The sequence below is a fragment of the Limnohabitans sp. Rim8 genome, assembly GCF_945901735.1.
Classification (GTDB): Bacteria; Pseudomonadota; Gammaproteobacteria; order Burkholderiales; family Burkholderiaceae_C; genus Limnohabitans_A.
Genome location: NZ_CAMDLM010000024.1, coordinates 28,644 through 40,434 on the forward strand (window position 1 = coordinate 28,644; position 11,791 = coordinate 40,434).

General features: G+C 60.2%; 12 protein-coding genes. 2 read left to right on the top strand and 10 right to left on the bottom strand.

Annotated elements, in window-relative coordinates; all coding sequences use genetic code 11:
* Window positions 1–95: 95 nt before the first annotated feature.
* Window positions 96–818: a fumarate/nitrate reduction transcriptional regulator Fnr gene (gene fnr / locus Q0O99_RS12280; protein ID WP_293751911.1), complete on the top strand. Its 723-nt coding sequence runs from the start codon at window positions 96–98 to the stop codon at window positions 816–818.
* Between the two features lie 52 nt (window positions 819–870).
* Here the strand turns inward: fnr and Q0O99_RS12285 are convergent, their stop codons facing one another.
* The 8 genes from Q0O99_RS12285 to Q0O99_RS12320 all read right to left on the bottom strand — a co-directional run bounded on the left by Q0O99_RS12285 (window position 871) and on the right by Q0O99_RS12320 (window position 8,525).
* Window positions 871–1,158: a nitrogen fixation protein FixH gene (locus Q0O99_RS12285; RefSeq protein WP_367185245.1), complete on the bottom strand. Its 288-nt coding sequence runs from the start codon at window positions 1,156–1,158 to the stop codon at window positions 871–873.
* A gap of 25 nt (window positions 1,159–1,183) precedes the next feature.
* Window positions 1,184–2,641 carry a cytochrome c oxidase accessory protein CcoG gene (gene ccoG, locus Q0O99_RS12290; RefSeq protein ID WP_293751913.1) on the bottom strand — a complete coding sequence of 486 codons (1,458 nt, stop codon included), beginning with the start codon at window positions 2,639–2,641 and terminating at the stop codon, window positions 1,184–1,186.
* A gap of 57 nt (window positions 2,642–2,698) precedes the next feature.
* On the bottom strand, window positions 2,699–3,631 hold the full coding sequence (ccoP, locus tag Q0O99_RS12295) for a cytochrome-c oxidase, cbb3-type subunit III (RefSeq protein ID WP_293751915.1): 933 nt from the start codon (window positions 3,629–3,631) through the stop codon (window positions 2,699–2,701).
* Between the two features lie 39 nt (window positions 3,632–3,670).
* Window positions 3,671–3,811 (bottom strand): cbb3-type cytochrome c oxidase subunit 3, encoded by a 141-nt coding sequence (locus tag Q0O99_RS12300; RefSeq protein WP_293751917.1) that lies wholly within the window; start codon window positions 3,809–3,811, stop codon window positions 3,671–3,673.
* 9 nt (window positions 3,812–3,820) lie between these two features.
* The gene (gene ccoO, locus Q0O99_RS12305; RefSeq protein WP_293751919.1) at window positions 3,821–4,447 is read right to left on the bottom strand and encodes a cytochrome-c oxidase, cbb3-type subunit II; all 627 of its coding nucleotides are present in this window, start codon (window positions 4,445–4,447) and stop codon (window positions 3,821–3,823) included.
* A gap of 13 nt (window positions 4,448–4,460) precedes the next feature.
* The gene (gene ccoN, locus Q0O99_RS12310) at window positions 4,461–5,912 is read right to left on the bottom strand and encodes a cytochrome-c oxidase, cbb3-type subunit I (protein WP_293751921.1); all 1,452 of its coding nucleotides are present in this window, start codon (window positions 5,910–5,912) and stop codon (window positions 4,461–4,463) included.
* A 69-nt stretch (window positions 5,913–5,981) separates the two neighbouring features.
* A complete protein-coding gene (ccoS, locus tag Q0O99_RS12315) occupies window positions 5,982–6,119 on the bottom strand; it encodes a cbb3-type cytochrome oxidase assembly protein CcoS (RefSeq protein WP_293751923.1) in 138 nt (45 codons plus the stop codon).
* Window positions 6,120–6,128: 9 nt separating this feature from the next.
* Complete coding sequence (locus Q0O99_RS12320) at window positions 6,129–8,525, bottom strand: heavy metal translocating P-type ATPase (RefSeq protein ID WP_367185246.1); 2,397 nt, start codon at window positions 8,523–8,525, stop codon at window positions 6,129–6,131.
* A gap of 109 nt (window positions 8,526–8,634) precedes the next feature.
* On the opposite strand from Q0O99_RS12320, the gene Q0O99_RS12325 reads away from it, so the two are divergent.
* Window positions 8,635–9,078, top strand: coding sequence for a universal stress protein (locus Q0O99_RS12325; protein ID WP_293751925.1), 444 nt, complete (start codon window positions 8,635–8,637; stop codon window positions 9,076–9,078).
* 100 nt (window positions 9,079–9,178) lie between these two features.
* Here Q0O99_RS12325 and Q0O99_RS12330 read toward each other — a convergent pair whose 3' ends face one another.
* Window positions 9,179–10,744, bottom strand: coding sequence for a malonyl-CoA synthase (locus Q0O99_RS12330; RefSeq protein ID WP_293751927.1), 1,566 nt, complete (start codon window positions 10,742–10,744; stop codon window positions 9,179–9,181).
* 76 nt (window positions 10,745–10,820) lie between these two features.
* A complete protein-coding gene (locus Q0O99_RS12335) occupies window positions 10,821–11,768 on the bottom strand; it encodes a tripartite tricarboxylate transporter substrate binding protein (RefSeq protein WP_293751983.1) in 948 nt (315 codons plus the stop codon).
* Window positions 11,769–11,791 lie beyond the last annotated feature (23 nt).

Sequence of the window (11,791 nt, forward strand, 5' to 3'; positions counted from 1 at the left end):
TGATTGCAGGGTATACCCTCAAATTTAGCGGATGATTCGGTATAAGCTCAAGTCTTGATCCAAGGCAAATCCATTGCGCCACCAAGAGATAAACCATGAATCCCCAAGCCATCAAAGTCGCCTGCTCCAATTGCAACTTGCGCGAGTTGTGCATGCCCGTGGGCCTGAGCGACCAGGACCTGAATCGGCTCGACGATCTGGTGGCCGTGCGCCGCAAGGTCAAGCGGGGCGACACCTTGTTCACCAATGGCGAAAAGTTCACTTCGCTGTACGCCATCCGCACCGGTTTCTTCAAGACCTGCCTGGCCACCGAAGACGGGCGCGACCAGGTCACGGGCTTTCAGATGGCGGGCGAGATCATTGGCCTGGATGGCATCGTGAACGACCAGCACAGCTGCGACGCGGTGGCGCTGGAAGACGCCGAGGTGTGTGTCTTGCCCTTTGACCGGATTGAGGAAATCTCGCGCGAAATCACCGCTTTGCAACACCATGTGCACAAGATCATGAGCCGCGAAATTGTGCGCGAGCACGGTGTGATGCTGCTGCTGGGCAGCATGCGCGCCGAAGAGCGCTTGGCCGCCTTTTTGCTAAACCTGGTGCAGCGCCTGAATGCGCGTGGATTTTCCCAATCAGAGCTGGTCTTGCGCATGACGCGTGAAGAGATCGGCAGCTACTTGGGCCTCAAGCTGGAGACCGTCAGCCGCACTTTCTCCAAGTTCGTCGAGGATGGCACTCTGGAAGTCAAGCAACGCCATGTGCGCATCATGGACAAAGAAAGCTTGCAGCGGCTGGTCAACAACACCTCCCATTGCCACTGACTCCTGGGCTCCAGCACTGCACCGGCTGCGCGTAACGCGCCTTCTTTCGGCATCAAGGTTTGGTGGGCTCAGCAGCCGGCGCTTGCAGTGCCGCGGGCAACTCGCCCGTGGCTGCATGGTTGCGCCCTTGCATGGCGGGCACATGGGTGATGCCCTGGCGCTCTTGCATGGCGGTGCGCGGCGTATCTTGAATCACCGGGTCTGGGTTGGTGATCGCAATGTAAAGCGTGGTGAATCCGGCCACCACCACCACGGCGGGGCCGCCAAAAACCATCCACACCAAGCCAAAACGCCACCAGGGTTGCCCCTCTTTGCGCGCATTGAGAACGTTGTCCATCATGGTTGTCTTTCAAAAATGGGGGCACTCAGCGAGGGACCAGAAACACGGTTTTTTCGCTCAGTCGGCCGACCGATTGGCCATCAGGCGAATGGGACTCGATGCGGAAATGGATCGGGTGTGAGCCAGCAGGCGCAGCGTCATACGGCACTTGCAAACGCACGGACACCCAACGCGACTCGGTGGCACCCACCTCCACCAGCGGCTCGGTGGCCAGGCTCAGGCCCGGCAAGCCATCGACTTGCAATTGTAAGCTCAAGGTCTGCTCAGCGGCATTCATGATTTGCAATCTGTACACGTTTTCAATCTTGCCGCCCGTCACGATGCGGGCCATGGTGGCGCGGTCGCGCACGATGTCCACCTTGAACGGTTCGCGCAGCCACAAAGACACGCCAACGCCAATGATGATGGCCCACAGCACAGCGGTGTAGACCCACACCCGAGGGCGGAAAATGCGCCGCAGCGTTTGCGCCCAGCTCCAGCCTTTTTCCATGGCGTTTTGCGTGGAGAACTTGATCAAGCCCCGCTCGTAGCCCACCTTGTCCATCACGTTGTCGCACACGTCCACACAGGCCCCGCAGCCAATGCACTCGTACTGCAAGCCTTGGCGGATGTCGATGCCGGTGGGGCAGACCTGCACACACAAGGTGCAGTCCACACAAGCGCCCAGCCCCAGGGATTTGGGGTCTGATTTTTTGGAGCGGGCACCCCGTGGCTCACCACGCGCTTCGTCGTAGGTGACGATCAAGGTGTCCTTGTCGAACATGGCGCTCTGAAAACGCGCATACGGGCACATGTATTTGCACACTTGCTCGCGCATGAAGCCCGCATTGCCGTAAGTGGCCAAGCTGTAAAACAGAATCCAGAAAATTTCCCAGGGGCCAAAACCCAGCGACAAGATGGATGCCGTCAACTCGCGAATCGGCGTGAAGTAGCCGACAAAGCTGAAACCGGTCCAGAGCGACAACACGATCCAAGCCAGTTGCTTGCCGGTTTTGCGCCAAGCCTTGTTGATGCTCAAAGGCGCGGCATCCAGTCGCATGCGTGCGGAACGGTCGCCTTCAAACTGGCGCTCGATCCACAAGAAAATTTCGGTGTACACCGTTTGCGGGCAAGCAAAGCCGCACCACAAGCGCCCAGCGACTGCCGTGAACAAAAACAGTGACAGCGCCGAGATGACCAGCAAAGCCGTCAGGTAAATGAAGTCCTGTGGGTACAACACCAGGCCGAAGATGTAGAAACGGCGAGCGCCCAGGTCGAACAGCACCGCCTGGCGCTGCCCCCACTCCAGCCAAGACAGGCCGTAGAAAACCAGCTGCGTGATCACCACCATCAGCCAACGCCATTGGGCGAACACGCCCTGAACACTGCGGGGGTAGATTTTTTGGTGTGCCTGGTACAGCGGCACCAATTCCACATCGCCCTCAGCGGGCACAGGGGTAATCGGAATCAAGCTGCGAGAGGGGCGATCTTCAGGGGCAGACAAAATACAGACCTTGGTTCAAATGCTGCACCAGGTCCAGCCTGATGCAGGGGGTTCAGATCACTTGGCCGGGCTCGCTTGTGCGCTGGCCACAGCGTTGTTGGACAAGCCCCAGACGTAGGATGCCAAGACATGGATCTGGCCTTCCGTCAACTTGGCAGCCTGTGCAGGCATCTGGTTGACCTTGCCGTTGTTGATCGTGTTCACGATGGCGTTTTCACCCCAGCCGTGCAACCAGATGTCGTCCGTCAGGTTGGGGGCACCCATGGCGTGGTTGCCCTTGCCGTCTATGCCGTGGCAGGCCGCGCAAGCACCAAACTTGGACTTGCCCAGCTGTGCGCGCAGCGAGTCGTGCGGACTGCCCGACATGCTCAGCACATAGTGCGCCACGTTGCGCACGTCATCGGGCGTACCCACTGCGGCGGCCATGGGCGGCATGTTGCCGATGCGCCCTTGCACCAAGCTCGCTTTGATCGCATCGGGCGTGCCGCCATACAGCCAATCGGCATCGGCCAAGTTGGGGAAGCCTTTGCTGCCGCGTGCGTCAGAGCCGTGGCACTGGGCGCAGTTGTTCATGAAAAGGCGGTCGCCAATGGCCAGGGCCTGCGGGTCCTTGGACACCTGCTCAGGCGGCATGCCCGAAAACTTGGCATACAGCGGGGCCACTTCGGCATTGCCTTTGGCCACTTCGGCCTCGTACTGACCGGCCGATGACCAGCCAAATTTGCCGGCAAAATTGCCTGCGCCCGGGTACATGGCGAGGTAAACAAAAGCAAAAATGATGGTGATGATGAACAAGCCCACCCACCAGCGTGGCAGCGGGTTGTTCATCTCGCGCAGATCACCGTCCCAGACGTGGCCGGTGGTGTTGTCGTTGGCCGTCATGGCCTTGGCCTTGCCGCTGAACCACAGCAAAGCCAAGCAGGCGATGATGCTGACCAGCGTGATGCCGGCCACGTACAAGTGCCAGAAATTGCTGATGAAGTCACTCATGGAGATTCCTTGGTATTGTTTTAAGTGCAGGAGGACGGCTCAGTCGTCCTGACGAAACGGCAGTTGCGCTGCCTCGTCAAAATCGGTCTGGTTGCGGCGCGACCAAGCCCACACCACGATGCCGATGAAACAGCAAAAGGCGAGCAAGGTGACGATGGATCGCAGGGTGTTGATGTCCATGACCATTCCTTATTTGCGGTGGGTGCCCAGCACCTGCAGGTAGGCGATGACGGCGTCCAGCTCGGTTTTGCCCTTGACTTCTTCCGGTGCCTTGGCGATTTCTTCGTCGCTGTAAGGGGCACCCAAGGTGCGCAAGCCGTTCATGTGGGCCTGGATGGAGGCCGCGTTTGCGGATGATTTCTCCAGCCAAGGGTACGCGGGCATGTTGGACTCGGGCACCAGATCACGCGGGTTAGTCAAATGAATGCGGTGCCAGTCGTCGCTGTAACGACCGCCCACGCGAGCCAAATCGGGCCCCGTGCGCTTGCTGCCCCACTGGAAGGGGCGGTCGTAGACGAATTCACCGGCAAGCGAGTAAGAGCCGTAGCGAAGTGTCTCGGCACGGAAGGGACGGATCATCTGCGAGTGGCAGTTGTAGCAGCCTTCGCGCACGTAAATATCACGCCCCACCACTTGCATCGCGGTGTAGGGCTTGAGGCCCGGCACCGGCTCGGTGGTGGACTTCTGGAAGAACAAGGGCACGATTTCAACCATGCCGCCGACCAGCAACACCACCAGGATCAGCACGATCATCAGGAAGTTGTTGGTCTCGACCTTCTCGTGCGAAAGACCGCCTGTTTTTGGGGTTTCAGCCATGTTGTATTTCTCCTCAGGCGAGTGCGGGGGCGAGTGTGGGGGCGAGTGTGGGGATGCGGACTTCAACCGAACGACCTTGGGTCACGGTCTTGATGGTGTTCCAGAGCATGATGACCATGCCCGTCAGGTACAGCAAACCACCGATCAAACGCAACACGTAGAACGGGTAAGTGGCTTTGACCGATTCCACAAAGGTGTAGGTCAGGGTGCCGTCGGTGTTGATGGCGCGCCACATCAGGCCCTGCATGACCCCGGCAATCCACATGGCGGCGATGTAGATCACGATGCCGATGGTGGCGGTCCAGAAATGGATCTCAATGGCTTTGACGCTGTACATCTGCTTTTGGCCAAACAGGCGGGGAATCAGGTAGTACATCGAGCCCATGGTCACCAGGCCCACCCAACCCAAAGCACCCGAGTGCACATGGCCCACGGTCCAGTCGGTGTAGTGGCTCAGGGCGTTGACAGTCTTGATGGACATCATCGGACCTTCGAAGGTCGACATGCCGTAGAAAGACAAGGACACGATCAAAAAGCGCAGGATCGGGTCGTCGCGCAGTTTGTGCCAGGCACCCGACAAAGTCATGATGCCGTTGATCATGCCGCCCCAACTGGGGGCCAACAAAATCAGCGAGAACACCATGCCCACAGACTGTGTCCAGTCAGGCAAGGCGGTGTAGTGCAGGTGGTGGGGGCCAGCCCACATGTACGTGAAAATCAGCGCCCAAAAGTGCACGATCGACAGGCGGTACGAGTAAACGGGTCGCTCGGCCTGTTTGGGGATGAAGTAATACATCATGCCCAGAAAACCTGCCGTCAAAAAGAAGCCCACCGCATTGTGGCCGTACCACCACTGCACCATCGCGTCCTGCACACCCGCATAGGCCGAGTAGGACTTCATCAAGCCCACAGGCAAGGCCGCAGCGTTGACGATGTGCAGCAAGGCCACCGCGATGATGAACGCAGCAAAGAACCAGTTGGCCACATAAATGTGACGCACCTTGCGGGTGCCCACGGTGCCAAAGAACACCACCGCAAAGGCCACCCAGACCAGCGCGATCAAGATGTCGATGGGCCACTCGAGTTCGGCGTATTCCTTGCCTTGGGTGAAACCCAAGGGCAAGGAAATGGCGGCCAGCACGATGACCAATTGCCAACCCCAAAACGTGAAAGCGGCCAGTTTGTCGTTGAACAAGCGCACATTGCAGGTGCGCTGCACCACGTAATAAGCGGCAGCGAACAAGCCGCAACCCCCGAACGCAAAAATCACCGCGTTGGTGTGCAATGGGCGCAAGCGGCCATAGCTGAGCCAAGAAATGCCGAAGTTGAGCTCCGGCCACGCCAGTTGGGCCGCGATGATCACGCCCACCAGCATGCCCACCACACCCCAGACCACCGTCATGATGGCAAATTGTCTGACCACTTTGTCGTTGTAAGACGTCGCCTGCATATTGGCAAATTTCATGTTTACCTCTTGTTTTTAAATCTTCAAACCGAGTGTGCACGGGCGCACATTGCAAGGACTTGATCAAAATCAATCGTCACGCAAAATTCGCTCGCCTTCGGACTCGATGTCTTCGAACTGACCTCGGTCAATCGCCCACCACAGCCCAGCCAGGATGAAAAACACCAAGGCCACAGACAGTGGGATCAGCAAATACAAGATGTCCATGCTGTTTTCTCAAACGGATTGAAGGACCAGCGCCTGCTGCTGCAGCGAATCAGGCAAGGCCTGAGACAGGCGCAAGGCATTGAGAACCACCAGCAAAGAGCTGAGCGCCATGCCCAGGCCAGCGGCCCAGGCGGGCAGCCAGCCCATCAGGGCCAGTGGCACACAAGTGGCGTTGTAGGCCGCCGACCACCACAGGTTTTGCCGCACGATGCGCATGGTTTGACGGCTGCGCTGCAAGGTGCTGACCAACACAGCGAGTTGCCCGCCCATCAGCACGAAATCGGATTGGGCCTGCGCCAGCGGCACCGCCTGGCCCAACGCAAAAGACACATCGGCCCCGGCCAGCACCGGGCCGTCGTTCAGGCCGTCGCCCACCATGGCCACTTTGTGACCCTGAGCCTGCAAAGCCTGCAGCGCTTGCAATTTGTGCTGGGGGCTGCAGCCGCCTTGCGCATCGGCAATGCCCACGGCCTGGGCCACCTGGGCCACTGCAGCAGGGCCGTCGCCGGACAAGACCTTCAGGCTCAAACCCATTTGCGCCAAGGCCTGCACCACACCCGAGGCCTCGGGGCGCACTTGCTCGGCCAACTCAAAGCTGGCCAGCCAGCCTGACGCATCGGCCAGGCTGACCTGCAGGTGGTGCCCGGCGCGTGAAGGCGCTGCGCAAAAAGCGGCCGAGCCCAAACGCAAGGCTTGGGGCTCTTGGCCTGACTGCGTCAAAACGCCTTGCACCCCCTGCCCTGCCAGCTCGTTCACGTCGTGCGCAGTCAATGCTTCAAGCGCGTCCAAACGTCCAGCGGCTTCGGCGCGACGCCGGGCCTCGGACCACAAGGCGCGCGAGACCGGGTGCAGTGAATGCCGTGCCAGGCTGCCTGCCCAGTCCAGGGCCTGGGAATGGCTCACACCGTCGCGGGTATGAATATGGGCCACTTCGAAGGCATCGCGTGTCAGGGTGCCGGTCTTGTCAAAAATCACGGTGTCAATGAGGGCCAGGTTTTGCAGGGCACTCAGGCGCCGCACCAGCACGCCGCTGCGCGCCAAGGCCCCGGCCGTGGCCAACATGGCGGCAGGCGTGGCCAGCGACAAAGCGCAAGGACAGGTCACGATCAGCATGGCGACCGCCACCATCACCGCGTGCGCGGGGTCGGTCGGCCACCCATAAATGGCCGAGGCCAACGAGGTCAACATCACCACCACCAAAAAGGGCTTGGCCCAGCGGTCCACCAGCAGCGCCATGGCGGGTTTGGAGACCGAGGCGCTTTCCATCAGCGTCACAATTTGCGCATAGCGGGTGGCCGCGCCAATTTGCTCGATCTGCACCTGCAGCGTGCCGCTCAGGTTGTGGCTGCCCGCAATCACGCGGTCACCTGCACGCCGCGCCAACGGGCGCGACTCACCGGTCAGCAAGGCCTCGTCCACCTGGGTTTGGCCCACCAACACCAGGCCATCGCCCGCAAAAGCCTCACCGGGCAAAACCTCGATCACATCACCAACTTGCAAGCGGCGAATGGACATCAGCGCCCAAGTGCCATCGGTCTGGCGCTTGCGCACGCTGTCGGGCAAGCGGTTGAGCACCGCCTCCAGCGCCCCGGCCGTGCGGTCGCGCATGCGCAGCTCCAGCCAGCGGCCCGTGAGCAAAAAGAACACAAACATGGTGAACGAGTCAAAAAAGATCTCGGCACCAAAAGGACCTTGAGGCTCGAAGGTGCCCAGCGTGCTGACCACAAACGTCACCACCATGCCCAGGGCCACGGGCAAATCCATGCTGATCTGGCGCTCGCGCAGGTCGCGCCAGGCGTTGCTTAAAAATGGCGTGCAGGAGAAAAACATCACCGGCAAGGACAACACCCACGATGCCCAGCGCAGCAAATGCAAGGCTTCGTCTGAAATCTCGCCTGGTTGCGTGAGGTACGTTGGCGTGGCGTACATCATGACTTGCATCATGCACAGGGCTGCCACAGACCAGCGCCAGACCATGCGGCGGGCCTCTTCACGCCTGCGCGCATGGGCATGGGCGTCGTTCGCGGGCAAGGCCTTGTAGCCATGGCGCTCGACCGAGCGCATCCATTCAGAGGGGCGGGTCAGCTCGGGCGACCAGACGATCTGGCCCCGGTGGCTGGCACCGCTGATCTGCACCGACCGCACGCCCGGCACGGCGCGCAAAGCATCTTCGAGAGTGATGGCGCAGGCCGCGCAATGCATGCCCTCGAACACGACGCTGGAGCGCCAGCAGCCCGACTCAGTTTTTTCGGGCAAGCTGAACGCCGCCCACTCCTCAGGCGCATCCAGCAGCGCCAGCCGCTGCTGCGGGGTGTCGCGATGGGCCTGTGTCAGCTCAGGCGCAGCCGATTCCAACGCTTGGGGAGAAGCGGGTCGCTGGCCTAGCAAAACATTGACTTGGGTCATGTTTTGAAGATACGACAGCCTGCCCGATCAAAGCTTGATGTACATCAAGCGCCCCCATTTGCGGCTCTTTTAAGCTGGGTTTTTGTCATCTTTTCAACAGGAGCACCTCATGTACAAACGCATCCTTGTGGCCACCGACGGTTCCACCTTGTCCAAAAAAGCCGTGGCCAGCGCCATCGAACTGGCGGCCACCTGTGGCGCAGAGCTGATCGCCATCAAGGTGGTGCCGCGCTACCCACAGGCTTACTTTGAAGGCAGCATCCCCCTGTCCAGCGATGAAATCTCCCGCTTGGAAAGCCAGTGGACCGAAGCCGCACAAGTCCAGTTGGCCGCAGTCGAAAAAAGCGCCAAGGCCAAAGCCGTCAGCGCCAAAACCATCACGGTCAAATCCGACGTCGTTTCTGACGCCATCATTGCAGCGGCCAAAAAGCACAAAGCCGACCTGATCGTGATGGCGTCACATGGGCGCAAAGGCATCAAACGCCTGCTGCTGGGCAGCGAAACCCAACAGGTGCTGACGCATTCACATATTCCGGTACTGGTCTTGCGCTGACCCCCTGCCATTTGGGCCGTGAACGTCCCTGAGAGGACTCAGGTCCGCGCCAGCATCAACTTTTGGCATGATTTCTGGACCTTTAAATCCTAAAGTCCCCTCAGGCCAAGAACAGGTTTTTGTGTTGCTCGCGCAGCAGGTTCTTTTGCACCTTGCCCATGGTGTTCCGTGGCAACTCGGCCACCGCAAAGCAGCGCTTGGGGATCTTGAAATTTGCCAGCTTGGCCTTGAGCTCGGCCAGGATGGCCTCAGGCTGCACAGTGGCCCCAGGCTTGGCAATGACCACGGCCACCCCCACCTCACCAAAGTCCGGGTGAGGCACGCCCACAACAGCACTTTCAGCAACCCCATTCAACTCGTTGATGTAGCCCTCGATCTCGGCCGGGTACACGTTGTAGCCGCCGCTGATGATCAAGTCCTTGCTGCGGCCGACGATGACCACATAACCGCGCTCATCCACTTTGCCCACATCGCCGGTTTTGAAGAAACCGTCGGTGGTGAACTCTTCGGCCGTTTTCTCGGGCATGCGCCAGTAGCCCTTGAACACATTGGGTCCTTGGACCTGAATGCCGCCGATCTCATCCACCGGTAAGGCTTGCCCATCGTCACCCAACACCCGCAAAGACACGCCCGGCAAAGGAAAGCCCACCGTGCCGCCACGCCGCTCGGCCTGTTGGGCATAACGCTTGTCGGCGGCATAGGGGTTGGAGGTCAGCATGGCGGTCTCGCTCATGCCGTAACGCTCCAAAATGGTGTGGCCTGTGCGCTGCTGCCATTCGGTGAAGGTCTCGATCAACAAGGGGGCGGACCCGGCAATGAACAGGCGCATGTTTTTCACCGCCGCCTTGTCGAGCGTAGGCTCGGCCAGCATGCGCACATACAGCGTGGGCACGCCCATGAACACGGTGGCCTCTTGCATGCGGGCGATGACGCGTTTCGGCTCGAACTTGGCCATCCAAATCATCTTGCTGCCGTTGATCAAGGCGCCATGGATGGCCACAAACAAACCATGCACATGGAAGATGGGCAAGGCGTGGATAAGCACATCGCCACGGCCTTCAGGCCCACCGGTTGATTTCCAGCCCCAGTAATCCTTGAGCGTGACGGCATTGCTCAGCAAGTTGCCGTGCGTGAGCATGGCCCCTTTGCTGCGGCCGGTGGTGCCGCTGGTGTACAAAATGGCGGCCAGATCATCGCTCTGGCGCGCCGCAGGTGTGTGCTGGTCGCTGTGGTGCGCGGACCGCTCGAGCAAGCTGCCCGTGCGGTCATCGCCCAGCGTGAACACATGCTGCGTGCCCGCCTTGAAGGCAATCTTGCTGACCCAGCCAAAATTGGCCGGACTGCACACCACCACGGCAGGCTCGGCATTGCCAATGAAGTAATCGATCTCGGCGCTTTGGTAAGCGGTGTTGAGTGGCAAAAACACATAGCCAGCGCGCAGCGTCGCCAGGTACAGCATCATGGCTTCGACAGATTTTTCGACCTGCACCGCCACCCGGCTGCCTTCGGGCAAGTCGAGGGACTGCAGCAAATTGGCCATCATGGCTGTGGCGCGGTCGAGGTCTTGCCAGCTGTAGCGCAGGCCTTCGTCCGTTTCGACCGCCACCGCCGTCAAATCGGCAGGGAAAGCAGCCCGCAGGGCAGAAAACAAGTTGTTGGAGCTCATGGTTTCAAAATGCAAACGAGAAAAAAAGGCCCGCCACACCGCAGATGCAAGGGCCCCAAGCTGCCGATGGGCCGACTCAGTCGAGTTTGGCCCCTGAGGCTTTGACCACCTGGGCCCATTTGATCAGCTCTTTTTTGATGAACGCATCAAACTGCCCGCCCGTGAGGTTGGGAAACTCAGCCCCTTGGTTGGACCACACAGCCTTGGCCTCGTCGGTTTGGCAAGAGCGGCGCAGCTCTTCGATGGCCTTGGCCTGTGCATCGGCGGGCGTGCTTTTAGGGGCCCACACGCCGTACCAGGTGGAGACGGTGTAATCGGGCAAACCCAGCTCGGCCGAGCAAGGCACATCTGGAAAAGCCGGACTGCGCTTGGCCCCCGAGACCATCAAGGCCTTGATGCGACCGCCCTTGATGTGCGCTGCTGATGATCCCAGGCCATCGAACATCATGTCCACGTTGCCGGCGATCAGGTCTTGCAGGGCCGGGCCAGCACCCCGGTAAGGAATGTGCGTGATGAAGGTTTGGGTCTGCAGCTTGAACAACTCGCCCGCCAAGTGGTGCGAGGTGCCGCCCCCGGCAGAGCCATAGTTCAGTCGGCCGGGGTTCTTTTTCACTAAATCGAGGAAGGCCTTGAAGTCGGCCGCCTGCACTTTTTTGGGATTGACCACCAACACCTGGGGCACGCTGGCCACCTGGATCAAGGGCACCAAGTCGCGTTCCAGGTCATAGTCGAGGCGGGGGTACATGCTGGGCGCAATCGTGTGGTGCACCGCCCCCATGAACAGGTTGTAGCCATCCGGCGCAGCCTTGGCCGCAATGCCCGCGCCCAGCGTGCCACCGGCACCGCCCCGGTTGTCAATGATGAGTTGTTTGCCCGTCAGCTTGGCAAACTGGGCCGACATGGGCCGAGCAAACGCATCGGTGCCGCCACCCGCCGGAAAAGGCACGATCAGGTTCACCGGTTTGGTAGGCCACGTGCTTTGGGCTTGGGCCCACAGGGGCAGTGAGCCCGTCACGGCGGCCATGGCCTTCAAAAAAGCGCGGCGTT